At 38.8% G+C, this 23545-nt stretch carries 23 protein-coding genes and 1 other RNA gene; 1 reads left to right on the top strand and 23 read right to left on the bottom strand.

Features of this window, described 5'->3' with window-relative positions:
• Window positions 1-7: 7 nt before the first annotated feature.
• The 23 genes from C9J29_RS06205 to C9J29_RS06090 form a co-directional block, all read right to left on the bottom strand.
• Window positions 8-832 (bottom strand): MerR family transcriptional regulator, encoded by an 825-nt coding sequence (locus C9J29_RS06205; protein ID WP_107922002.1) that lies wholly within the window; start codon window positions 830-832, stop codon window positions 8-10.
• A 300-nt stretch (window positions 833-1132) separates the two neighbouring features.
• Window positions 1133-2080, bottom strand: coding sequence for a malate dehydrogenase (mdh, locus tag C9J29_RS06195; protein WP_008176430.1), 948 nt, complete (start codon window positions 2078-2080; stop codon window positions 1133-1135).
• Window positions 2080-2448 (bottom strand): BMC domain-containing protein, encoded by a 369-nt coding sequence (locus tag C9J29_RS06190; protein ID WP_008176431.1) that lies wholly within the window; start codon window positions 2446-2448, stop codon window positions 2080-2082. The genes mdh and C9J29_RS06190 overlap by 1 nt, the downstream gene beginning before the upstream one ends.
• Window positions 2441-2725 (bottom strand): EutN/CcmL family microcompartment protein, encoded by a 285-nt coding sequence (locus tag C9J29_RS06185; protein ID WP_008176433.1) that lies wholly within the window; start codon window positions 2723-2725, stop codon window positions 2441-2443. Before C9J29_RS06185 ends, C9J29_RS06190 begins: the two co-directional genes overlap by 8 nt.
• 36 nt (window positions 2726-2761) lie before the next feature.
• Window positions 2762-3631, bottom strand: coding sequence for a phosphate propanoyltransferase (locus tag C9J29_RS06180; RefSeq protein WP_008176435.1), 870 nt, complete (start codon window positions 3629-3631; stop codon window positions 2762-2764).
• Window positions 3632-3643: 12 nt separating this feature from the next.
• Window positions 3644-4234, bottom strand: coding sequence for a phosphate propanoyltransferase (locus C9J29_RS06175; protein ID WP_089985103.1), 591 nt, complete (start codon window positions 4232-4234; stop codon window positions 3644-3646).
• Window positions 4235-4324: 90 nt separating this feature from the next.
• Entirely contained in the window at window positions 4325-4603 is a 279-nt protein-coding gene (locus tag C9J29_RS06170; RefSeq protein WP_008176438.1) for a BMC domain-containing protein, read from the bottom strand.
• Window positions 4604-4619: 16 nt separating this feature from the next.
• Window positions 4620-6110 carry an aldehyde dehydrogenase family protein gene (locus tag C9J29_RS06165; protein ID WP_089985105.1) on the bottom strand — a complete coding sequence of 497 codons (1491 nt, stop codon included), beginning with the start codon at window positions 6108-6110 and terminating at the stop codon, window positions 4620-4622.
• Window positions 6111-6125: 15 nt separating this feature from the next.
• Complete coding sequence (gene eutL / locus C9J29_RS06160) at window positions 6126-6776, bottom strand: ethanolamine utilization microcompartment protein EutL (RefSeq protein ID WP_089985106.1); 651 nt, start codon at window positions 6774-6776, stop codon at window positions 6126-6128.
• Between the two features lie 11 nt (window positions 6777-6787).
• Complete coding sequence (gene eutC, locus C9J29_RS06155; protein ID WP_089985108.1) at window positions 6788-7798, bottom strand: ethanolamine ammonia-lyase subunit EutC; 1011 nt, start codon at window positions 7796-7798, stop codon at window positions 6788-6790.
• A gap of 9 nt (window positions 7799-7807) precedes the next feature.
• Window positions 7808-9178 carry an ethanolamine ammonia-lyase subunit EutB gene (locus C9J29_RS06150; RefSeq protein ID WP_008176446.1) on the bottom strand — a complete coding sequence of 457 codons (1371 nt, stop codon included), beginning with the start codon at window positions 9176-9178 and terminating at the stop codon, window positions 7808-7810.
• A 5-nt stretch (window positions 9179-9183) separates the two neighbouring features.
• Window positions 9184-10608, bottom strand: a complete 1425-nt coding sequence (locus C9J29_RS06145; protein WP_107921793.1) for an ethanolamine ammonia-lyase reactivating factor EutA — start codon at window positions 10606-10608, stop codon at window positions 9184-9186.
• 17 nt (window positions 10609-10625) lie between these two features.
• On the bottom strand, window positions 10626-11126 hold the full coding sequence (locus C9J29_RS06140) for a EutP/PduV family microcompartment system protein (RefSeq protein ID WP_008176450.1): 501 nt from the start codon (window positions 11124-11126) through the stop codon (window positions 10626-10628).
• Between the two features lie 10 nt (window positions 11127-11136).
• A complete protein-coding gene (gene eutS, locus C9J29_RS06135; protein WP_008176451.1) occupies window positions 11137-11478 on the bottom strand; it encodes an ethanolamine utilization microcompartment protein EutS in 342 nt (113 codons plus the stop codon).
• A gap of 25 nt (window positions 11479-11503) precedes the next feature.
• Window positions 11504-12745 carry an ethanolamine utilization protein EutH gene (gene eutH / locus C9J29_RS06130; RefSeq protein ID WP_008176453.1) on the bottom strand — a complete coding sequence of 414 codons (1242 nt, stop codon included), beginning with the start codon at window positions 12743-12745 and terminating at the stop codon, window positions 11504-11506.
• Between the two features lie 83 nt (window positions 12746-12828).
• The gene (locus C9J29_RS06125) at window positions 12829-13407 is read right to left on the bottom strand and encodes an ANTAR domain-containing response regulator (RefSeq protein ID WP_025115126.1); all 579 of its coding nucleotides are present in this window, start codon (window positions 13405-13407) and stop codon (window positions 12829-12831) included.
• Window positions 13400-14839, bottom strand: a complete 1440-nt coding sequence (locus C9J29_RS06120; protein WP_107921792.1) for a sensor histidine kinase — start codon at window positions 14837-14839, stop codon at window positions 13400-13402. The genes C9J29_RS06125 and C9J29_RS06120 overlap by 8 nt, the downstream gene beginning before the upstream one ends.
• 247 nt (window positions 14840-15086) lie before the next feature.
• Window positions 15087-16994, bottom strand: coding sequence for an ATP-dependent DNA helicase (locus C9J29_RS06115; RefSeq protein ID WP_008176459.1), 1908 nt, complete (start codon window positions 16992-16994; stop codon window positions 15087-15089).
• An 85-nt stretch (window positions 16995-17079) separates the two neighbouring features.
• On the bottom strand, window positions 17080-18216 hold the full coding sequence (locus C9J29_RS06110; RefSeq protein ID WP_089985113.1) for a THUMP domain-containing class I SAM-dependent RNA methyltransferase: 1137 nt from the start codon (window positions 18214-18216) through the stop codon (window positions 17080-17082).
• Between the two features lie 3 nt (window positions 18217-18219).
• Window positions 18220-19965 (bottom strand): putative bifunctional diguanylate cyclase/phosphodiesterase, encoded by a 1746-nt coding sequence (locus C9J29_RS06105; RefSeq protein ID WP_008176463.1) that lies wholly within the window; start codon window positions 19963-19965, stop codon window positions 18220-18222.
• A gap of 493 nt (window positions 19966-20458) precedes the next feature.
• Window positions 20459-20838: RNase P RNA component class B (gene rnpB / locus C9J29_RS06100), an RNA gene on the bottom strand.
• Window positions 20839-20898: 60 nt separating this feature from the next.
• Complete coding sequence (gene gpsB / locus C9J29_RS06095) at window positions 20899-21198, bottom strand: cell division regulator GpsB (protein WP_036124847.1); 300 nt, start codon at window positions 21196-21198, stop codon at window positions 20899-20901.
• A gap of 121 nt (window positions 21199-21319) precedes the next feature.
• Window positions 21320-22570 carry a ribonuclease H-like domain-containing protein gene (locus tag C9J29_RS06090; protein ID WP_089985116.1) on the bottom strand — a complete coding sequence of 417 codons (1251 nt, stop codon included), beginning with the start codon at window positions 22568-22570 and terminating at the stop codon, window positions 21320-21322.
• Window positions 22571-23077: 507 nt separating this feature from the next.
• Here C9J29_RS06090 and C9J29_RS06085 point away from each other — a divergent pair.
• Complete coding sequence (locus C9J29_RS06085; protein ID WP_107921791.1) at window positions 23078-23434, top strand: hypothetical protein; 357 nt, start codon at window positions 23078-23080, stop codon at window positions 23432-23434.
• The last annotated feature ends 111 nt before the right edge of the window (window positions 23435-23545 follow it).

Below are 23545 nucleotides of genomic sequence, written 5' to 3'. Positions count from 1 at the left end.
CTCCTTATTATTTTTTCTTGATTGGAAAATAAACTTCTGTTAGCCAGTCTTCCGTATGCTGCTCTTGATTGGGATCTGTTATATAAATTTCATAAGGAGAATCCACTAGCTCATAGCCCTCTTTTTTCACCCACTCTAGTAAATTGGCATAAATTGCAGATAACTCATTATAAGCGCCTTTTAACACGGATTTTGCACAAAGTCCTCCTGGAAAATCTCTTGTTCCGTTCACTGATTCTTTAATAGGAATAGCAAATTCAGTATCATTACCAAGAGGATCATATTCAGCACTATGATAAATCGTCATCGGCTTCCCAAGTAGGGTGTATTGCTCCTTAGCGATTTTCTCATAGAGTGTTTGGAAAAAATGGTGATATCCCTCTTTATAATCTTCACCAGTCAGCAACTGCCGTCTAGTCAGTATTGTCTGCTGCTTCGTCTCAACGAGTTTGATAGGTATATCATCCAGATAAGACATAATTGATACACCCTTCTTTATATGGAGTAAATCATGATTGATTTGCTTCACTGTAAAATCATAAGCCTTCATACGCTCCTGCAATTCCCTTTTCTTTTGTCTGAGGACACCATATAGTTTTTCTTCTTGCTCGTGTTCTTCCATCATTACGAGCGTTTTGATTTCCTCAAGCGATAATTGATAGGATTTTAAACGATTAATAAAGAGCATTTTTTTCAATTGTTTAATGGAATAATAGCGATAGCCGTTTTCTTCATTTATCTCCTCAGGATGAATTAAACCAATTTCACTGTAATAGCGGAGCGTTTTCGTTGATACACCACAAATTTTCGAAAATTCACCAATTGATATCACACCATCACTTCTCCCTTTCATTTATGTCTTATATCCGTTATACACTTTCCCCTTAGGGCAAAGTCAACTTCCTTTAACTTATTTGCATAAAAGCACTTTTTACAAAATAAAAAAACTGTAGCAAACGATGCGCTTGCTACAGCTCGTCCTCTCTTAATCAAAGAGAGGTATATATTTAGGAGAATTTTCACTAGCTTTCGAGTAATGTTCGGTTTCCAATCAAACATTTTTAGGAGCTGCCATTCATTTTCAATCGAAAGAAAGATGGGGATTCTTTCTATTCATCAAAGTAGAGTCTGTTTACTCTATGTTTTGGCAAATGGCAATTACTTGTTTAACAGCCTCCGCAGAATGCTGAAGCGCTGCTTGTTCTTCATTTGTTAGGTGCAATTCGATTACAGATTCGATACCATTGCCGCCTAAAATTGTTGGTACCCCTAGATACAGGTTTTGGTACCCATATTCACCTTCTAATAGGGCAATAGAAGGGACAATTTTTCGTTGATCTTTCATAATGATTTCGACCATTTGCGCGCATGCAGCAGCTGGTGCATAATACGCACTACCATTGCCTAATAAACCGACAATTTCACCGCCACCTTTACGTGTACGTTCGACGATTTGCTGGAGTCTATCCTGGGGGATGAGTTTTTCTAGCGGAATACCTCCTGCATAGGAATAACGGATTAATGGTACCATTTCATCACCATGTCCACCTAGCACAAAGCCAGAGACATCTTCAGGTGCAATTTGTAGCTCCTGTGCAACAAACGTGTTGAAGCGAGCTGTATCTAACACACCAGACTGACCAATGATACGATTTTTAGCAAAGCCTGTTTCCTTGTGACATACATACGTCATGGCATCAACCGGATTACTTAACACGAGGACAATACTATTTGGAGCATAGTGTTTTATTTGTCTTGAAACCTGTTGAATAATTTTAGCATTCGTTGTCACTAAATCATCACGGCTCATGCCTGGTTTTCGAGGGATTCCTGCTGTAATAACTACGATATCTGCACCAGCAATATCCTCATAATTACTCGTCCCTTTAATAGATACATTAAACTTTTCTATTGGGCCTGTCTGTAATAAATCCAATGCCTTCCCTTTAGTTGGGTTCTCAGCTTCGGGTATATCAACGAGCACGACATCGCCTAGTTCCTTTTGTGCTAAAAATAAACTCAATGTAGAACCAGTATGACCGGCACCAATCACAGCGATTTTATTTTTACGAAATGCCATTATGCTTCACCTCGATTATCTGTCGCTGGTGTTGCTTCGGTTGTTTTTTTAGCACGTGTTGATGTAGATGTAGAAGCCGGCTTTTTCTTCGGTGCCTCTGGTCCACTAATCATTTGGAATACCTCGTCATCAGGTCTTGGAATTACGTGAGCGCCTAATAATTCTCCAACACGCATAGCAGCCGCTTTTCCAGCTTCTACTGCTGCTTGTACAGAACCTACGTCACCTTTCACGACCACAGTCACAATGCCACCATCAACGAATTCCTGCTTGACGATTGTCACGTCAGAAGATTTAATCATCGCATCAGCCGCTTCATAAGAACCTACCAATCCTTTTGTTTCAATCATGCCAATTGCGCTACTCATTGTCCTCACCTCTCATCACTTCAGTAGAATCAATAATACCTATAACAACTGCATCGATTGGTAACGGATTTTCTTTCATAATATAGCGTGATGAACCGCCACTTGTTATTAGGACATCATCACCAATCCCTGCACCGATACGATCAGCTGCTACAATTTCAGTGCGAATCGGCTGTTGATTGGAGTCAATTGGTTGAATGATTAGTAGTTTTAAACCATTCAGCCCTTCCTCCTTACGTGTTGCCCATACACTGCCTATCACTCTTCCCATTTGCATGAACTTCACCCTCTTTATGTTACACAGATTAATTTGCTACTCAGAACGGATTGTTAACGTTTTATTTAACTCTCGCAGCTTATCATAGGCTAACGCCGTTACAATGGTTTTCTTTGGCACGACAATTTCTTGCGCATCTATTTCTAGCACTTCCAGTTGTGAAAGTAGCTTTTTGTCATAATGATAAATAGCTGGTTTTTCTACCTTTGCTACGACTGGAGACTGCTCTTTCACTGGAATCGGTTGCTCATTCACTTGATGCTGAACAATTTCTGCTACTGTTCCTTGCTGAATTAAACCTGCATTGGCTTCATCTGTATCAATATGCATCTCTAATCGATAACGCTCTGATACACGGATAACCACATTCGATAAAATAATTGGGCGAATACCTTCTACCTTGATTTGTACAGACTGTCCATCCATTACATTGAATTTCGCACTGTCTTCTGGGGACATATGAATGTGGGCTTGTGCAATAATGAGTCCTTCATTTAGCACGACACTCCCCTTTGGACCAATCAATGTAACTGGGCTAGAGCCTTGTATATCACCTGAAATTCTTAATGGTGGTTTTATCCCTAGTTTCATGGCATCTGTCCAGCTAACTTCCACTTGAGACAATGAACGAGCTGGACCCAGTATACGTACACGCTCAATCGATCCTTTTGGACCAGCAATGACTACGGTTTCCTCCGCAGCAAATTGCCCAGGTTGGGAAAGCTCAAACTTTGGTGTAAGCTGATAATTCTCACCAAAGAGCTGTTCCACTTCCGCTTGTGCAAGGTGGACATGGCGGGCGGATACACCAATTGGAATTTTACCGTCATGTGGAGGGGAAGATTGATTTTTTAAAACTTGCTGCAGAACTTCTTCAACAATTTTTTGCACTAATTTTTCTTGCATCTTGCCTCCTCCTTACGTTGTTACTTTTACTAAAGTTCCTTGTGCCTGTTGTTCAATAAAACCAGCGTTTGCTTCATCCGTATCAATGTGCATTTCCAAACTAAAATCATTGGAAACGCGTACAACTACACCACGGAATGTAACTGGGCGGTCACTGATTACTTCTACAGAAACCAATTCATTATTTTGGACTTCCAATGCTTTCGCGTCTTCCTCAGTCATATGAATATGTGCCTGTGCAATAATGACTCCTTGCTCAATGGTCAATTCATGATGTTGGCTACTAATTTTGATGCCTGCTGAATGGTCAATATCTCCTGACTGTCTCAGCGGAGGGGTTACCCCTAGTTTCATCGCATCTGTTCGGCTGACTTCCACTTGCGTAGCTGCTCTTACTGGACCAAGTACTCGGACATTATGGATAACGCCTTTCGGTCCCTCAATGGAGACACGCTCCTTTGCCGCAAATTGTCCAGGCTGTGATAAGTCAAAATCCTTTGTTAACGTTGCTTGTGGACCAAAAAGTGCTTGTAAGTCCGCTTCACTTAGATGAATATGACGAGCCGAAATGGCCACTGGAAATGTTTTTGTTGCTGTTGTCACGTTAGCCACCTCTATATTAAATGGATTGTTGTTACTTGATGACAGAAGGAGAGCTATCCTTTAGTTGGATCAGCTCTCATTGCTGATATATTAAGCTTCTGCTTTTGGTAAAATCATTTCTAATTCATGGTGTGGACGTGGGATTACATGAACTGATAAAAGTTCCCCTACACGTTGTGCTGCTGCTGCACCTGCATCTGTTGCTGCTTTTACAGCACCTACATCTCCACGAACAAGAACCGTTACGATACCGCCACCAACATGTACTTTACCTACTAAATTAACGCTTGCTGCTTTTACCATTGCGTCTCCTGCTTCGATTGCTCCTACTAAACCTTTTGTTTCTACCATTCCTAATGCTGTACTCATTTGTCATTCCTCCAAATTATTTATTTTGTAATGTGATTTGTTTTAATACTTGATCAACGATTTGTTGAACCATTGTTGTGTCTAAAGAAGGCTCCTGTGAGACAACCGACTCAACAACGGACTGTACTTCAAACTCTGGTTTTGGCACTTCTACATCCTTAATGCCATAAGCCATACGTTTAATGTTTAAAAGATGTCTTGCTGTAATGTTATCTGACGTAATATTGCCGCCAAATGTACCACAGCCTAATGTAAAGGATGGTGCTAATCCAGTTGTGCCACCTACTGCACCAATAGATGATAGTGTATTCACTACAATACGAGATACTGGTAATTCAACGGAGAATTGCTCTGCTAAAGCTGCATTTTCAGTATGAATCGAGCATGTATGTCCGCGTCCACCAATATTTAAAAGGTCAATCATCACTTGCTTAGCTTCTGTACTGTTTTCTACCGTATAGAGGGCAAAGATAGGTGATAATTTTTCAAGAGAAAACGGGATGTTTTTACCAATCATCGTTTCTAAGCCAACAAGTACTTTAGTATCCTCTGGTACAGTGATGCCTACAGAATCCGCTAAGCAGGTTGCTGATTTGCCGACGATTTGTGGATTCACCTTTCCAGGAACTGGTGAAATTAATTTTTCCATTTTAGCCTTTTCTTCAGCATTTAAAAGATAGGCACCGTTTTTCTTTAATTCTGTTTGTACCTGCTCTGCAATTGCTTTATCTACAATAATAGCTTGCTCTGTAGCGCAAATTGTGCCATTATCAAACGATTTACTGTGCACCAATTGACGTACAGACTTTTGAATATTTGCTGATTTTTCGATGTAAGCTGGGACATTCCCGGGTCCTACCCCATAAGCAGGTTTTCCTGAGCTATACGCCGCCTTCACTAATGCGCCGCCACCTGTCGCTAAAATCAAATGAATATCAGGATGCTTCATTAGCTGCTGTGTTGCCTCCATAGAAGACATTGTTAAACATTGTAGTAAACCTTCTGGTGCACCTGCTTGTTCAGCAGCTACTCGGCAAACGTCTAACGCCTCTTTTGTACATTTCACAGCATATGGGTGAGGACTTAGCACTAAGGCATTTCTCGTTTTTAAAGAAATTAATGTTTTAAAAATAGCTGTAGATGTTGGATTCGTCGTTGGCACAATTCCTGCAATAACCCCAAAAGGACTTGCAATCTCTGCCACTTTTTTCATACGATCATAGCCTACGATACCAACCGTTTTTAATTCTTTAATATCTTCATAGACATCTCGTGAAGCAACTTCGTTTTTCATTTTTTTATGATTAGGGATACCCATCCCTGTTTCTTGCACAGCCATTTTGGCTAAGCGATCCGCTTCCTTAAAGGCAGCATCCGCAACAGCTTTAACGATGCTGTCTACTTGTTGCTGTGAAAATTGCATATAGGCAGCTTGTGCTGTATTAGCATGTTTAACAGCATCTCTCATTTCTTGAATAGCTAATAAGTCTTTGTCTAATGTGGCCATAAAGCCGCCTCCTTTCTAAATCACTGGGTTTCTTGCTAAATTTTCAATGGCTTCCCTAAAAGCGTGTGCCGCAGCCTCACAGGAAGATTGGCTGCCACTTAATAAACCGCCACCAAAATTTGTTTCCGATGGAGGGCCAAAGAAAACCTTTAGCTCTACTTCTGCCGCCTTTAATGCTGCATCTAAACCAACAACTGCCTCCAATGGCGGTGCGATTAAATACGCAAGAGGTGTGCCAATCTTTACATCTGCTAGCTCGGCAAGATACGTCCCACAGCTTGCCACCGTATGGGCAAACAAAGCATGGTTGACATTGTTATTAATAGCTTCAAAGTACGTGTCAAACTCTATTTTCTGTTGAATGGCATCTAGACCACTACGGATTTCATCAGGTGAGCTTCCAGCAATAATGCCAATAACCTCCCCCGACAAGGGGCCAGATGAATGTGCCGCTCCTGCATAGAAACTTTTCGCATAGACAACATCAATATCTGCCTTCTTCGTTGCTTCATCTAATGCTACATATCCTACATCATCAATTGTGAGCGTCACGAGCCCAATACTATGATGGTGCGGCTTCAAATCTAGCTGCTCTGCTAATTCACTGTTAACTCTTGGAATAGTTTGCATCGCCAAAATTTGGGCCATTATTTTTTGAGGATTCATATTTCAGCCTCCTAACCTTCTTTTGCGACAAGCTCTACCCCACTTGCCTCGTAATGCAAGATTTTTTGTACGATTGTTCCAAGGTACGCGCCCGCCTCTAATGGTGGGATGCCTCCTTTATGGATATTAGATATGACCATACGCTCTGCTTCTACTGTGCCGATTCTAGGTTTATAGCATAAATAAGCACTCATCGATTCAGCTGATACTAGTCCAGGACGCTCACCAATTAAATAAACAATTACCTCCGCCTGTAACAACTCACCAATTTCATCCATGAGCGCCACTCGGCCTTTATCGATATAGAAGGTTGTGCCTATATCAATATTTAAATTGCTAAGACTTTGCTGAAGCGCTAAATAAACATCTTGTACATTTTCCTCAATCGCACTCGCACTTAAGCCATTCGAAATAATAATCTGTACTTTCGGCTGTTGCTTGCACTTTTGTTGAATTAATGACTTGGCTTCATCTGATAAACGACGACCTAAGTCAGGTCTTGTAATGTATTCCTCTTTATCTGTTACTTTCGTTGTCACTTGAAAGACATCAATTTTTTGTAAAAGATCTTCTGTCACTTCACCATACACAGCGTCCACTGCAGCGGCATGATCGAGACGGAACTTTAACCATGTTTTTGTTTTTGGTCTTGTGCCCGCTCTACCTACTCCAATCCGAGCTGGTGTATGTTTTTTAGCCGCCTGTATACTGTCCGTTAATGTGTCTGCCTCAAACTGAAAAGGCTTAATGGGTACAGCTACATTTAACGGTTGTTCAAAAGTTGCAGGAGCTATATGTGCCTGCTGAGGAGTTCCTTGCTGATACAGCTGAATTAATGGTTCACTTGTTGTAGACATAGGTTTTGCTAATTCTGTAGCACCTTTAGTTGCTGCTGTATCATAGAACTTAATAAGCGGCTCCTCTGTTCGTGTTGTGATTACCTCTGGAGCTTGCCCCTCAGTAGTTTTCTCCATCTTTTCCATGACAAGTTGTGTAATCATAGAGACTAATTGATCATTCACTCGACTCACCTACCTTTCAAAAATGGATAAATCGCCAGCCCTAGCTGAAAGTCGACCATTTTCATAAATGCCCATTTTCTCAAGCCACGCTAAATATTCTGGTGCTGGTTTTTTTCCAAATGTTTGTAGTAATGTAGCTACATCATGGAAGCTCATTGATTGATAGTTGAGCATGACATCATCACCCATTGGCGCCGCAATAATAAAGTTAACGCCAGCCGCTGTCAGTAACACACTTAAATCTTCCACATCATTTTGATCTGCCTTAATATGGTTTGTATAACAAATATCTACACCCATAGGGATACCATGCATTTTGCCCATGAAGTGATCCTCAAGACCCGCTCGTATTACTTGTTTATTGTTGTATAAATACTCTGGGCCGATAAAACCAACTACTGTATTAACGATATAAGGGTTGAAGTGTCGAGCAAATCCATAATTGCGAGATTCAAGTGTTACTTGGTCGATGCCCATATGAGCTTCTGCTGATAGTTCTGAACCTTGGCCTGTTTCAAAGTAGAATAGGTTCGGACCAGTACCCGTCCCCTGCTTTTTAATGAGCTCTTCTGCTTCTCGTATTAAATCTGCTGAAATCCCGAATGAACGGTTGGCAATTTCAGTGCCAGCAATACTTTGGAAAATCATATCAGCTGGTGCACCCTGTTTTATGGCCTTCATCTGTGTCGTAATATGGGCTAATACACAATTCTGCGTAGGAATTGACCAATCATTGATAAATTCTTTTGTAGCAGTTAATACCTTTTTGACACTTTCAACTGAATCATCCACAGGATTAATACCAATGACAGCGTCACCAATACCATAGGACAGACCTTCCTTTAGGGAAGCAATAATACCGTCGATATTGTCGGTTGGATGGTTTGGCTGTAAACGTGATGACAGCGTACCTTTTTGACCGATAGTAATATTACATGTCGATAAAATCTCTACTTTATTGGCTGCATGAACGAGATCTAGATTTGACATTAGCTTCGTGACAGCTGCAATAATTTCAGAGTTCATCCCTTTGCTTAAACGCTTTAACTCACGATCACCCGTATCATTCGATAAGATGTATTCGCGTAGCTGCTCAATGCTCCAGTTTTTTATTTCTCCATATATTTGCTCATTAATATCGCCCTCAATAATGCGTGAAACTTCATCATTTTCTTGCGGCACTAATGGATTTTCACGGATATCTTTCACTAGAAGCTCACTTAGTACTGCCTTCGCAGCTATACGTTGCTGAACGGTTTCAGCTGCAATTCCCGCTAGCTGATCACCTGATTTTTCTTCATTGGCCTTGGCCATGACATCTTTTAATGATTTAAAATTATATTTCTCTCCACCAAATATCACCGATAAATTCACATTCATCCTCCTTACTTTGAGTGGAAGGCAAGAGTTTTCACAACAACTGGAACAACGCCTGAAGGCAGAACCTCTCCAATGTCGATATAATCTCCCGTCTCCACTTTGATTTGATCGATGCAAATAATTGGGACTGTCGGATTAATTGCTTGTATGGTTTGTCCGATAATCTTTGCATAATCTGATTGAATGACTATGATAATTGGTATGTCCTTGGAGCATCTTGTTGCCAAATGTTGCAATAAGGCCTCACACAATGCATGTACATCCTGAAAGCTTAAATACGGCAATTCACTAAAATAGAGTGCAAATGGTGCACGATTATCCTGTATCGCAAATAAATCATCTGCTCGTTCCACCGCTGTTTTCACCGTGCTGTTATAGTCTATTGCTGTTTCATCCAGATGGCAGTTAAACACAGGAACATTTTTGAGTGGTAACACCTCGGCATCCACCTGGATGGTTGCCCCACTAATTTCCGTAGTTTGTGTACCTGCACCAGTGACGGTCGCACGAGCGGTTTCTTTAGGTTGGAACCATAAAAATGATTGCAGTTGCTCATGCTGAACGAGCATTTTCGCTAATCGTTCACCAATATCATCATATTGACGCTGAGTACATTCATTTTCATAAATACAAGAAGCTACTCCTCCAGAAAAGACGATGGCATCTACTGGTTTATGCCAGTTTGGCAAATGCCCAAGTAATAATGGATGCTTGTCATCCGTACACTGTCCCTTCAAAATTAAAGCAAGTGTACCGACCATTTCCTCTATACATTGCGTCACTCGAGCATCTTCTGCCGCATCACCGACGGATAACGGATTAGACCACTTTTCCATCAGTTCCATGAGTGGCGGAGAAATTGATTGAATCCTACCATTGTTAAATTCAATCAATCTACCACCAACATGTAAGGTACATGTCCCGATGACTTCTCCAAATTGCATAACAGCAATATTGGCAGTTCCACCACCAATATCAATATTGGCGATCACTTTTGAAGAGTTTTTTGATTGCTGTAAAGTACCTGACCCTTTGGCCGCAATAATGCCTTCTAAATCAGGACCAGCAGTAGCAACTAAAAAATGACCTGCGCCATCTGCAATGGTATGGACAACCTCTCTTGCGTTTTCCTTCGTGGCAGATTCGCCAGTTATAATAATTGCGCCCGTTGATATATCAGTTGGTACGATTTGAGCTAATTGGTACTGCTGAAAAATGAATTCTTCAATTTTTTTCATATCGATGATGTCTTTATTGATAAATGGTGTCTTGATGATGGGACTTTGATGTAACACCGTCTTTTCAATAATTTCAATCCTTGGCACATGGGTTACGCCAGCCACATTCTTTAACAAAAAACGACTAACTACCATTTTGGTCGTGCTTGTCCCAATATCAATGCCAGCACTATAAATTTTTTCAGTTTTCACCCTACACCACCCTCTCGCTACTGTGAGCAATACATGAGATATGGACTATCGCAATCCTTCACGAATTGTTGAATTTCTTCGTGTGTATGAAGCTGAATAAGTGGCGCAATCCATTCCACGCCAAGCTTTTTCCACGAAGAAGTTTTCACGATAGGGCCCTGTGTCATCACATTTTTTAATAAACCTGTCGCTCTTTCAACATCTGCATCAGGTGCATCAATTTTTGTAATGACACCGATTTGTATTTTCGGAATCCCTAAGCTAAATTGCGGAGGAAACACACTTCTTGAAGATGTGGCATCCTGCAAATAAATGACATGTGTTACTTCCAACGAAGTGGCCATAATGTTTCTGTAATACATGGGATTTTCAATATATTCACCGGGTGTATCGACAATCCAGTCTTCATAAACGAGTGCTTGTGTTTTATTGGCACTGCTTTCTTTGCCCAACAAAGTATTCATCAATGTTGACTTTCCTGCTTGCACACCGCCTATTATCATTACTCGATTTTTCATACGACACATCCTATGATTTTGTTATTCTTGATGGTGTATAGCCTAATACCTCGGATAAAAAACGATTAATTTCTAACATCGCCATTTCCACCTCTGATACACTACCGACAATAACGAGACTGCCTGTAAAACGGTCTAAAAATCCTAATCTAACATTGGCAGCTTTCGTCGCTAAATCCCCAGCGATGATAACCGTTTCACTTGGAGTACACGTCATAATACCTAGCGCACCCGATTCTTGAATACCCAGCTTTTGAAACATCTCGGGGTCAGGGTTCGCAATAAGGTGACTCAATGTTAGCTGTTTACCCGGCACAAACTCCTGAATAAATCGTTTCTTTTCTTCACTCACACATCATCACCTCACTTTTAATGGATTAAGATTTTTGATCTAAATATTCGCCTTCTTTTATAATGCCTGCTTTGCGATCTTCCATTTCTAACCTTAAGGCAGTCGGTACAGAAAGCTTATACGCTAAAATAATCGCAATCACACCCGCTAAAAACTTACCGGCAATAACAGGTAAAATAATCGTCGGCTGGAAATTAGCTGTAAATGATAAGTGATCGCCTAATAAAAATGCTGAACATACACCAAACGCAATATTAATAACTTTATCTTTTGGTGGCATATGACGAACAAGCGTGAACATCGCCAAGATATTAGCAATAGTTGCTAAAATTCCTGCACTCCCTACAGATGAAAGGCCCAATTTCTTACCAGCCGCTTCAAGTGGTTTCGATGCATATTTTCGAATTAAATAAACCATTGGGAATGCACCGGCTAGCATAATACCTATATAACCAGCTGTTTCTAATGCTCTGAATTGATCGATCTCATCAGCCATAATTGGATCGAAGCCCCATGCACCAAATATTTTTGTAAAAATACCTGTGAAAATTTCAACAATCGAGAACACTAATACCAATTTGATTCCGGCATCCATCACACGGCCGAATAACATGAAGCCTGCAATCATACCGTTTGGAATAAGCTTTAAGCCTAACGCGATTAATACAACAAAGATGAACAAAGGCAGTAAATTAATTAAAATTTGTAGAACAGAAATGGCAAATACATATGTAGGCGCCTCTGTTGTACTAATAACTTCACGCACTTCTGTGTTAAATAGCACAATCATAATCGATGAAATAAATGCACCAATCGGAATTGTTAATACGCCGGCCATAATACCAAGCGCCATATATTTATGATCACGCTTATCTAACATCGCAAGACCCATTGGAATCGAGAAGACAATAGTAGCACCTGACATAAATCCAACGACTAGAGCCATTACCCATCCCTCATATGACTCTTTTAAAGCATTGGCTAATTGGTAACCACCCATGTCCGAAGCTAAAATAGTCGTCGCTGCAATCGCAGGATCTGCACCAATTAACTCAAAAATCGGACTAATAAAATGACTAATAAACCATGTTAAGTAAGGTATAGCTGCCATGATCCCTGCTGCTGGGACGAAAATATGACCAACTGTATGGATACCATTCATAAACTCTTTACCAATTCCATACTCAGCATCTCGGATTGCTCCGATTGCCCCTAAAACAGCACAAATCATAATAATATAAACGATAATCGTTCCTATCATTGCCATCTTACTCATCACCCCTTTATGATTAATAAATTTATATAAAAAAAGGCACTTTAAAGAAGAAATCTCTTTAAAGCGCCTTTGCTTCAACTATTAACTTGTAAGTTTAAAATAATTTGCTCCGCAATATGCACCATTTCTTGCTGTGTTTGCATACTTTCATTGCGAATTTTGCGGTAAGCCTCGTCCTCGCTTATATTTTCAGCCTGCATAAGCAAGCCCTTCGCTCGTTCAATGACTTTTCTCTTATCTAATTGTGTTTGCTTATGTAAAATCTCCCCATTGAGACGGTTGAACTTATCAATTTGATGAAAAGCAACCTCTAACACAGGCAACACATTTTTTTCGGAAAACGGTTTCATAACATATCCTAATATATTATCCTGCTTCATGTATAGTAGCAATTCTTTTTCACTATATGCCGAGATGAAGAGAACAGGTATGCCAAGCTGTTGTTCAATAATTTTACTTGCCTTTAAACCATCTAGTTTAGGCATTTTTATATCCATTAAGATTAATTGTGGTTTATGCAAAAAGGCTAGCTCAATGGCGGTTTCACCATTATTAGCTTGTGCCACTACTTCGTAACCATTATCCTCTAGCATAAACTTCAAATCAATGGCAATCAATGATTCATCTTCGACAATCATAACTTTCCTAGTCATTTACGATAAATACCTCCTCACTTACAGGGAACTGAATTTGAGTATGTGTACCTTCTTCACTAGGGATAATTGAAAATGAGCCAGCTAAATCATATTCCACAAGCCTTGTGATAATTTCCATGCCAAATGATGCCTTCACTTCTTGCATTCCAACGCCGTTGTCGGAAATATGAAGTGAAATAGTTGAAGCTTCCTGCATGAAATGAATATCAATGGCTCCTTCATCACGACCAACAAAAGCATACTTTAATGCATTTTGTAGTAGCTCACAAATAATGAGTGCAAGGGATACTGCCTTTTTGGAATGGCAAAATACTTGCAAATGTTCGTGATGAAATGCTAGTTGAATAGTTGCTGTATTGGACGTGCCAATCATTTTATGTCCAATTTTTTTAGCCAATGCAATAACGTCTACTCTTTCTTCAGCGTTATCCTCATTTTCTAAAATAAGCTCATATACAGATGAGATGCTATATATTCGATTTAATGCCTCCTGAAAAGCACTTGCATTGACAGCCGACAATTCATTGCGCATTTGCAAGCGTAATAGGCTTGTCACTGTCTGAAGATTATTTTTCACACGATGGTGAATTTCTCGTATGGCAAATGTTTTCATCATCAGTTCATTTTCTTTCAGCTTTAGCTCTGTTAGATCATGAATAATGAGGAGTGTAACCTTGTCATTTTGACTACGAATTGGGATTTTCTTCACGATAAAGGATTTACGATCAATCGTAATCTCTAGGAAAAAGACATCGTCGCCTTTATCATAGACCTCCTGTAAAAACGGTAAGATTTTATCCAATGCAACATTGTCAAAGTTTTCCAATCCAGAAAGTTCTGAAATAAAATGATAGCCAGCAGGGTTACTATAGATAACTTTGTTTTCGTGATTCGTAAGAATAATTGACTCTACAAGTAAATCAGAAACAACTGGTATCGGTTGAGAATTAGGTTCTACAATATGTTCAATTAATGCAAAAGGCATATTTTGAAAATCATCTTTTGGTGTCGTTTGCATCTTCACCGTCTTTTCCTGAATCAATACAGCAATTACTTGCTGTTGTTCATTAAAGATCGGAATCACATTTTGTTCGACTGTAATGCCTTCTTGTGTAACGGCTCTGGAAATCGATGATTTTTCTTTTTGTTTAAACGCAGTAAATACGGCTGGTTCAAAACTTTCAAAAACGAATTTTCCAATAACCGATTTTTCGTATAAACCTTTTTCCTTGTTAGGGAATGCTTCTGCCACGACAATTGCATGTGATAAATTATCCATCATACAATCTATGAACATATAACAATCAGTGAGCTCAGCATAATACTTAAGCGTAGCTTCTATTTCTATTAACTTGTCAATATCCGTTGCCGAAAGATTGGTATAGTTTCTACACAATGATTGAATGTTCGACAGGTTAAAGCCCCCCATCACGGAATAATCAACAATCAGTTTGATTATTCTTAAAAATTCTTGTCATTATTATAAACCTTTTGTGAAATTATTTTCAATACAAAAAATATTATCTTTCATCAAAATTCATTGCATTACAAAGAACTATATAGCCTAAAAGAGAAATATTCAACATATTTTTGTTATTACATTATTTAACAAGGGGAAAATAGCTATTTCAATATAACAAAAAGAGAGCTTGCCGATTAAGCAAACTCTCTTAATTCTACTTTATTTCAGGTGCAACAGCTAATATATTTTCAAAGGCTGCGCGTTGTTTTTGTTCTTCTTCATTTAACAAAATATGAATATCACCATGATCGTTTGACGTCCTAATTAAGCGGCCCATTCCTTGCTGCAAGCGCAATTGCATAAATGGTAACTCCACTTCTTCAAATGGGTTTTCAGCAAACGTACGCTTCGCATCAAATAACGGATCCTGTGGAGGAAACGGTAAATCATAAATAATAACGCGTGTTAATGCTTCTTCAGGTAAATCTAAGCCTTCCCATAAATGATATGAGCATAATGTTTTAACGATTCCCTGCTGGAAATCACGAACAATGGCGGAGAGCTCTCGATCACCTTCAAAGGCAACATGCATGCGCTCCATTAATGGCAAATCGGCTTTAAATTTCAACATGGCTTGCTTGGATTTAAATAAAATTAATGTTTGCTCGCCATCACGTAGTAATTGCTGTACACGTGCGGTTTTAGCATGTTGATCAAGCTCATGTAAATAGATTTTCATTACTTCTTCATAATCAAATGGCGAAGGGACTGAAAATGATTGGGACTCTTTAATACCTAGACTATAGGCGATATACGAAAAGTCTTTATTAACGGATAAAGTAGCAGATGAAAAGACGATCGGAAGCTTTTTAGAGAATAGTTTTTCTGCTAAAACTTCTGTAATTAAACGAGGCATAATCACCAACGTTTCTTCTCCATCTGTTTCCTCCAGCCAATCCACTGCATCTCCTTGAGCTATGAAAATACGTAAGGAAGCCTCATATTGTTCTAAATATTCCTCTGCCATGTTTAACTCATATTCAGGAATCATATACATTTCAGATTCAAAAACAAATTCTTCCATCAATACTTCCACATCATGTATCAATTGTTTTCCATAAGCAAGCAATGTTTTGGATTTATTGATACGTTTACGATCCTCATCTGAAGCAACGATATCATCACGAAGCTGATCAAAAAATAACTCATGATCATCTTGCAATTTTTCCATAGCATACAAAGTTCGTTCTCGCACACCATCCACCATTAATCGCTCTAAAAGCTGAACAATCGTTGTTGCCTGTACTTTATAAGTCATTGCTTTTTGTGCAGCGTATTCCAACAGATGTCCTTCATCTAATACCATCATAGACACTTCTGGCAGTAAGGCAAGCTGTCCCTCACGTTCACGAGATTCCTTTGTAGCTAAATGCTCCATTAAGAAATCTTGCGAACAAATAACTAAATCCGTTGATTTACGGTAATGAGAACGATGCAATGTTTGCCCACAGCGATTACGTAGATCACATACAGAGCATTGCATAATCGAGTTGTAATTAACTTTTTGCCAATCCTCATCACTGACAGTTGGATAATTACTACGTTCTCCATATGGATGAATAGCAATCATTGAACCTTGGGCATACACACCATCCGGAATGGAGAAGGAAATATCATCAATCCATTCATCCGATTCAACTTTTTCTGCTTCCTCAAAGCGTTTTAAGCATAAATATTGATCCCGGGATTTGGCTAAACGAACATCAATTTCCAGACCAAGCGTTTTTTGTAGCTTATAGATGTCTCCGCCCTCTTTAACGAGCTGATCGATTAATGTTTCATCAGCACATGCAATAAGTGCCGGTTTCCCTGTATAGCGTGCATAAGAAATAGCTGGGAGTAAATAGGCGATTGTTTTCCCAGTTCCAACACCCGCTTCTGCAAAGAGTACGTTTTTTTCTTTTAGCGCTTGTTCTATTTGATAAGCCATAAAGATTTGCTCATCACGACATTCAAAGCCTTTTTCAGGCAATTCATCATAAAGGACGTCACCCATCCAGTCACCTAGTGAATCAAAAAATGATCGGTCCTTTGATAATGCAAATGGTAAAGATTTACGCAATTGATGTTCCCCCTCTTACTATCTGGTGCTATTATACGCGACGAAACGGAAGATAAGAAAAAATCTTATCTTCCGTTACTATTCGTTAATCTCTTTTAGACTTTTGTCCCCAGAACTGATAATAATTTGTTTCAATAAAACCATTAAATAATTTCCGTTTTTTCGTCGCTTGGCGTCCATATAATTCTTCAAAATTTTTCATGGAGGATAGCATATATACTGACCAAGTTGGATAGTTTTTCATAACTTGCCCTAAATCACGGATAACCTGTTCTACAACTTCAACATCACCAATACGTTCGCCGTATGGAGGGTTACCGATCATTACACCATCTGTTAACTGAGTCGTGAAATCACGTGCTTGCATTTGCTTAAACGTAATTAGCTCACCAAATCCTGCTTCTGTAGCATTTTCTTGTGCAATGCTTACCATGCGATGATCAATATCAGAACCTACAATTTCTAACGGCTGATCATAATTGGCCAAGCTTTCTGCTTCGTCTCGGACAGTGTCCCAGATTTGCGCTTTCATCCATGGCCAGTCTTCAGAAATAAACTCACGATTATAGCCTGGTGCTATATTTTGTCCAAACATGGCTGCCTCTAAAGCAATGGTTCCTGAACCACAGAATGGATCTACAAACGGACGATTTGGATTCCATTTTGAAACTTGTATAAGCGCCGCCGCTAAGGTTTCTTTTAACGGTGCCTCACCTTGTACTTGACGATAGCCACGTTTATGAAGACCTGCGCCTGATGTATCAATCGTTAGTGTCGCCACATCTTTTAAAATCGAAACCTCAATTTTGTAAGTAGCACCTGATTCATCTAAAAAGCCAAGTCGCTTATAATGCTGTTTCATTCGTTCAACAATTGCTTTTTTTGTGATAGCTTGGCAATCAGGTACACTAAATAATTTAGATTTAACCGACTTCCCTGAAACAGGAAAGGCAGCATCCACGGGTAAATATTTTTCCCACGGTAAAGCTTTTACACTTTCAAATAATTGTTCAAATGATTTTGCTGGGAATTGTCCAACGACAATTTTTACACGATCAGCTACTCTTAGCCACAAATTGGCACGTGCAATCGCTGTTTCATCACCCTGAAAATATACTTTACCATTGTCAACAGTTGTTTCATAACCAAGTGCTTTTACTTCTTGGGCTACAATTGCCTCTAAACCCATTGCTGACGTTGCTACTAATTGATAATTTGCCATAGATTATTTCCTTCCTTGATGCTCAATTTCCCAATATTCCATAAACTCCATTAGGTCGTTTAATGGTAATGGTTTGCTGTAATAATAGCCCTGAATAATATCACAGTTCATTTTACGTAGTATATCCACTTGTTGTGCCTGTTCTACACCTTCTGCCACAACTTTCATTTTTAGGCGATGGGACATTTGAATAATAGCATCTACAACTGCCTGTTTTTCATCGAGCGACCCAATATGTTGAATAAAGCTTCGATCGATTTTTAAACAATCTAGCGGAAAGCGAACTAAATAGCTCAGGGACGAATAGCCTGTCCCAAAATCATCTATGGAGATTTTAAAGCCTAATTGTTTCAAACGAACTAATTTGCTTACAGTTTCGTTAGCACTGTTCATGACTGTTCGTTCCGTCACTTCTATTTCAAAATTGTTTGCTGGCATATTATAGCGTTCTAATATTGCTTGGATCGATTCTAAAAAATTTTGCTGTTTAAAGTGAATACTTGATATATTAATGGCAACCGGTATTTTCCACCCGTATTGTTGCATTTGAATAACTGCCTCGCACGCCTTTTCCAGAATGACCTCACTTAGAGGAATGATTAATCCTGTTTCCTCAGCATAAGGGATAAACTCTCCAGGAGAGACAAAGCCTAGCCTTTCATTATTCCAACGGACCAATGCCTCTAATCCTTGAATTTGCTCATTGTCCATGTATATTTTCGGCTGGAAATGCAGCTCAAATTCACGATTGTCAATGGCTCTTCTTAACTCTGAATCTAGCAATAAGACACGCTGTGCATCTGTTTGCAGTTCATCAAAATAAAAAGAATAGCCATTCAAACCATTCTTTTTTGAATAGGTCATTGCTCTGTCAGCACAATTAATGAGTTCTTCCGTATTTTTCCCATCTACTGGATAGACACTTACGCCTATGCTTGTAGAAATAAACACTTCCTGGCCGTTTATCATCATTGGCTTTTCAATACTACTTATTATTTGTTCAGCAAATTGTGCAGCTTCTTTTACGTTTTTTACATTCGTTAATGTAATGACGAATTCATCTCCGCCATATCTTGCGATAATATCTTTGTTTTTCAGTAAATGTTTTAGTCGTTTGGCGACTTCTATTAAAATGGAATCTCCGACAGCATGACCTAAAGTATCATTAATTTGCTTAAATCTATCTAAATCTAAAAAATAGACCGCATGCTGCACTGAATGAGAAATAGCAGAAGTTGATTCTAAAAGATTATCCATTCTTTCGATATAAGCAAAACGATTGGATACTTCCGTTAGTGAATCAGTCAGTAAACGTTTTTCTAGTTCGTTTTCTACTATTTTTCTTTCAGACAAATCTGTGAAAATACCACAATAATTTGTAACCTCACCCTCATCGTTGGTTACACAAACAATTGTTAACCATTCAGGATATACGTCTCCAGTTTTACGACGATTCCATATTTCTCCTTGCCAAATTCCTTCTTGTCGTATCTGTTCCCACATTTCTAAATAGAACGGTAATTCATGTACACCTGATTGTAAAACGGCAGGTGTTTTTCCCACTACATCATCACGTTTATAACCTGTGACAAATTCAAAGGCAGGATTAACCATTACTATTTTTTTGTATTCATCAGTAATCATGATACCTTCAGATACATTTTCGAAGATTTTAAGTATTAAGGTAGTAGGATATTGAGAAATCAACTTCAATTTATCCATACTTTCCCAATTATTTACTCCGTTCATGTTCCGCCCCATCCTATCTCTCTATACTCCCCTTTAAAGGGCACTTACGTCAGGCCAACTCGTATGTAAATCAATGACACCCCATTTAGATGGTGTACAGTTTTTTTTGAGTAACTCGTAAGCTCGTCTTAAAAATCTGTGACATCCTTAGAGGTTTATACTTGATTCAGCAGTCGTCCTGTCGCCACCTGAATGGAAAGAAAATGTGCAAACTCTCACTACCTATAGAGGAGAGTCATGTGTATCTAACATTTTGCTAGGTATCCAAACTTTTGCTGAATCAAGATAATACACATTGATGCGATCACCGTTTTCAGATGTTGTGACTTAGAAGCGGTAGCGATAGAGGCTTGGCTAGCAAATAGCCGTTCTCAAACGTATCGCGCATACCAAGACTTGATTAACTAGGTTACTTTTTCCTCATAAACTCAAAAGAAAAGCTCTCCACCGAGTTGGAGAGCGCTTGTTATTTCGTAAATAAGCATCAAAAAAATTCCATAAGCCATGTTTTGTTCCTGAGTACTCAAACAGCTTGCGCCTCGTACGACCAGGTAGTAATCATCTATCTACAGAGCAAGCTCCGTCCCTCTATCCGTTCAATTCCTTCAAGAGAGTGCCCCTACCATAATTTGGGTTTCTCACTCGTGGGGTTTACCTCGTTCCACCTTGCATGTTTCCAAGCAAGCTTCGTCACTGTGGCACTTTCAGGAAGTGTCAACCATATCCAAGGACTTAGGTTTTCCTTCCGCCGTCAGCCTGAACAGCTGCCTTACCTTATTTTTTCAGTAAGCACGAACACTACGGACATCTCAGTACCGTGTGAGCATGGACTTTCCTCTACGACGTCTAGCGCCGCAGCGATTACCAGAATTTCATGATGATACGAAAGATTATACTAGAGTTTTATGTTAAATACAATATAATTGACTAAAATTATTCGTATAGCTTGCTACCAAATACATGTTTTTCTAAATTAGAAAGACGTTTTAAAATGTCAAAATTAGTTGTACCTGCTGCTGCCGCTGAAGCAACGGGTTGTCTCTTCGGTGTATTTTCAATTTCTTCTTTTAATTGTCTATTTTCTTCACGTAGTTGGGCCATCACTTTTTCAAACGTTTCATAGTCTTGAATAATTTCATCAAGGAATGAATCTACTTCTTCCACATTATAGCCTTTAAAGTTCTTTTTAAATTCCTTTTCAAGGATCATTTTTGACGTTAATTTAATGTCCATTCACATCGCCCTTCCTCACACTACATACACGAATACATTATAGCATACTTCAACACATTATATCGTCTGAAAACTCCAATTGTAAGGCTAAACTTGTCGTTTTATGCGATTACCTGGGAAATTATTTCTTATTTCCTAATCTGAGCAACCTCTTTTCCCAAGAAATTACCCATTTTTGTTTTTGTTCTGCTCTCCATTGCTCATTCTTTTGAATGAGATGTATGCCTTGTTGCGTATAATAAAGGGCCTGCTTATAATCTTTTATTTGGTGCTCATAAAGTATGGCTAGTTGCTCAAGGACATGCAACTTTGTTCTTGCTTCGACAAAATGGAGAGAGGCCACAAATGCATCGATGGCTTCACTATAGCGTTTACTCTTTTTATGCTGTAGTGCTAAATAATATTGAGCATTACCCGCTTCCAGTGCATCAAATTGTGTTGTCACCCTTTCTAACACCTTAACACTTTGTGTGCTTTCTTTTAAATCACCATACCATTTCCCAATATTGGTAAAGGTTTTTGCAGATTCTTCATATCCCTCTTCAAACAAGAGCTGAGTAGAATGACTATACAGTGTGATAAGAGACAGCAAATCCCACTCATTATGCAGCAAAACCTTCATAAGAGCATCTGGTACGCCACTTTTTACAGCATCTAAATAAATAATAGGGGCAAGATGACCAGGAATATCTCCCTTTCGAGAAAAACCAAGCTTCTCTTCCTCCACAGATTTTAATTTTAAGCGCTCCATATCATTTTTCCATAAACGCTTGGAACTATGCAATAAATCGATTTGTCGTTGTGATCTTAATTTGGGTAATGTTTTTTGATGCAGTGTCCAGCGCGTTTCAAGCTGCGGCCAATCAAAGCTTTTACCATTATAGGTGATGACTGTTGCTAATTTTTTCCACAGTTTTGATTCAAACAGAAACGCCGCCTCATGTGCAGGGTCTGCAAGAATATATTGAGTTAAACTAAAACATTCTTCGTCTACCTCTAAAAACCCAAGCAAAAAAATATGCGTGCCCACACCTTTTAAGCCTGTCGTTTCTGTATCAAAAAATAATACAGGTTCATGAAAATCCAGTGCATATGGATGATCAAACGAAGCATCCTGCCATTTTTTCAACGCATCAAAAAATGACTGTAGCTGATAATGACCATGCTGAAAAGAAAATGGATACTGTACATGGCGCTTAAACACAATACCAAAGTCATTTTCTACAACCGTAAGCCCAGCCTCTTCCCATCGCTCGGTATAGCTAGGCCTAGTTGGCTTTTGATAAGCTGGTTCCTCTACCCTTTGTGGAGTCGCCGCTGGTTTTTTACTAAGCATTTTTTTCATTTGTAGTATTTTATTTTCGTAAGACATGTATTTCACTCATTTTCTGCTTATAATATAAGACTCTCTTGCAAGATTACCATGATTGCTCGACTCATTCAAAATTTTCATCGCAGGAAATTCTTGTTTATAGAAACTCTATTTCTTGGATTGATGACCTTAAAAGTGTAAAGGACATGTGAGTATGTCTTTGCGGTTGCAATGGAAAAAGCACGCCCTGCCTGAGGAAGCGTAAAACAATTTGCAAAAAGAGCTGCAAAAAATAAAGCCCCGATTCAAACGTCTCTGGATTATTTTCGAGAAATTTCAATATTTTATTTAAAGAAACTACCCCGATATGCTTTTAGCTTAAAACTATTCATTAAACAATCCATTCTCAATAAAGATACGGCATTTCTTGATGTATGTCCCTTTTATGTCCTGGATACATAGAAAGCTCAAGCTATTGTCTATTGCCAGTGTACTATTGTAAGTATTTCCTATAAAATGAAATTACAAATAGAATGTGATAAAATTATGTTTTTTGGAGGAAATGCTTTGTTTAAAAATTTACGTGAAGAAATAAAAGAAGAATGGAAAAACACAACCGAGGATTTAGAAAAAGAAGTATTTAAAGTATGGCAATTAGACTATAAAGGCCATATTATTCGAATTGTAAATGCCGTGACTGAAGAAGTTCTTTCTATTAATAATGAAGTAGTAGATAAAAAAAGTAGAGATAGTATGTTCAAACAAATCTACCCTTATGTTACATTGACAGGTGAAATTACAGAAGCAAATGGCACAATCTCTACCGTAAAAGTAAAAATCGGTGGATTACTCAGTCTAAATATCGTCGTTAAAGTAAATGGTACTACATTACTGAACGAAAAACACAAAATATCTATTAAATAACTTTAGTTTAATAGAATACTACTGGACGTGAGTTAGAAAAACATACTATCATTAAACGTTAGATGAGCTACACACTATTAAATATGGAGGGCCTGAGGAAATAATTTAGTT

Origin of the sequence: Lysinibacillus fusiformis (genome assembly GCF_003049525.1) — a bacterium.
Classification (GTDB): domain Bacteria; phylum Bacillota; class Bacilli; order Bacillales_A; family Planococcaceae; genus Lysinibacillus; species Lysinibacillus fusiformis.
This window is presented reverse-complemented; position numbering and strand designations above follow the sequence as displayed.

Excerpts from the sequence above, each read along its gene's own strand:
- mdh (WP_008176430.1), bottom strand. The coding sequence starts at position 2,080 with ATGGCATTTCGTAAAAATAAAATCGCTGTGATTGGTGCCGGTCATACT.
- C9J29_RS06190 (WP_008176431.1), bottom strand. The coding sequence starts at position 2,448 with ATGAGTAGCGCAATTGGCATGATTGAAACAAAAGGATTGGTAGGTTCT.
- C9J29_RS06185 (WP_008176433.1), bottom strand. The coding sequence starts at position 2,725 with ATGCAAATGGGAAGAGTGATAGGCAGTGTATGGGCAACACGTAAGGAG.
- C9J29_RS06180 (WP_008176435.1), bottom strand. The coding sequence starts at position 3,631 with ATGCAAGAAAAATTAGTGCAAAAAATTGTTGAAGAAGTTCTGCAGCAA.
- C9J29_RS06170 (WP_008176438.1), bottom strand. The coding sequence starts at position 4,603 with ATGAGTACAGCATTAGGAATGGTAGAAACAAAAGGTTTAGTAGGAGCA.
- C9J29_RS06165 (WP_089985105.1), bottom strand. The coding sequence starts at position 6,110 with ATGGCCACATTAGACAAAGACTTATTAGCTATTCAAGAAATGAGAGAT.
- eutL (WP_089985106.1), bottom strand. The coding sequence starts at position 6,776 with ATGAATCCTCAAAAAATAATGGCCCAAATTTTGGCGATGCAAACTATT.
- C9J29_RS06150 (WP_008176446.1), bottom strand. The coding sequence starts at position 9,178 with ATGAATGTGAATTTATCGGTGATATTTGGTGGAGAGAAATATAATTTT.
- C9J29_RS06140 (WP_008176450.1), bottom strand. The coding sequence starts at position 11,126 with ATGAAAAATCGAGTAATGATAATAGGCGGTGTGCAAGCAGGAAAGTCA.
- eutH (WP_008176453.1), bottom strand. The coding sequence starts at position 12,745 with ATGGCAATGATAGGAACGATTATCGTTTATATTATTATGATTTGTGCT.
- C9J29_RS06125 (WP_025115126.1), bottom strand. The coding sequence starts at position 13,407 with ATGACTAGGAAAGTTATGATTGTCGAAGATGAATCATTGATTGCCATT.
- C9J29_RS06120 (WP_107921792.1), bottom strand. The coding sequence starts at position 14,839 with ATGGGGGGCTTTAACCTGTCGAACATTCAATCATTGTGTAGAAACTAT.
- C9J29_RS06110 (WP_089985113.1), bottom strand. The coding sequence starts at position 18,216 with ATGGCAAATTATCAATTAGTAGCAACGTCAGCAATGGGTTTAGAGGCA.
- C9J29_RS06105 (WP_008176463.1), bottom strand. The coding sequence starts at position 19,965 with ATGAACGGAGTAAATAATTGGGAAAGTATGGATAAATTGAAGTTGATT.
- gpsB (WP_036124847.1), bottom strand. The coding sequence starts at position 21,198 with ATGGACATTAAATTAACGTCAAAAATGATCCTTGAAAAGGAATTTAAA.
- C9J29_RS06090 (WP_089985116.1), bottom strand. The coding sequence starts at position 22,570 with ATGTCTTACGAAAATAAAATACTACAAATGAAAAAAATGCTTAGTAAA.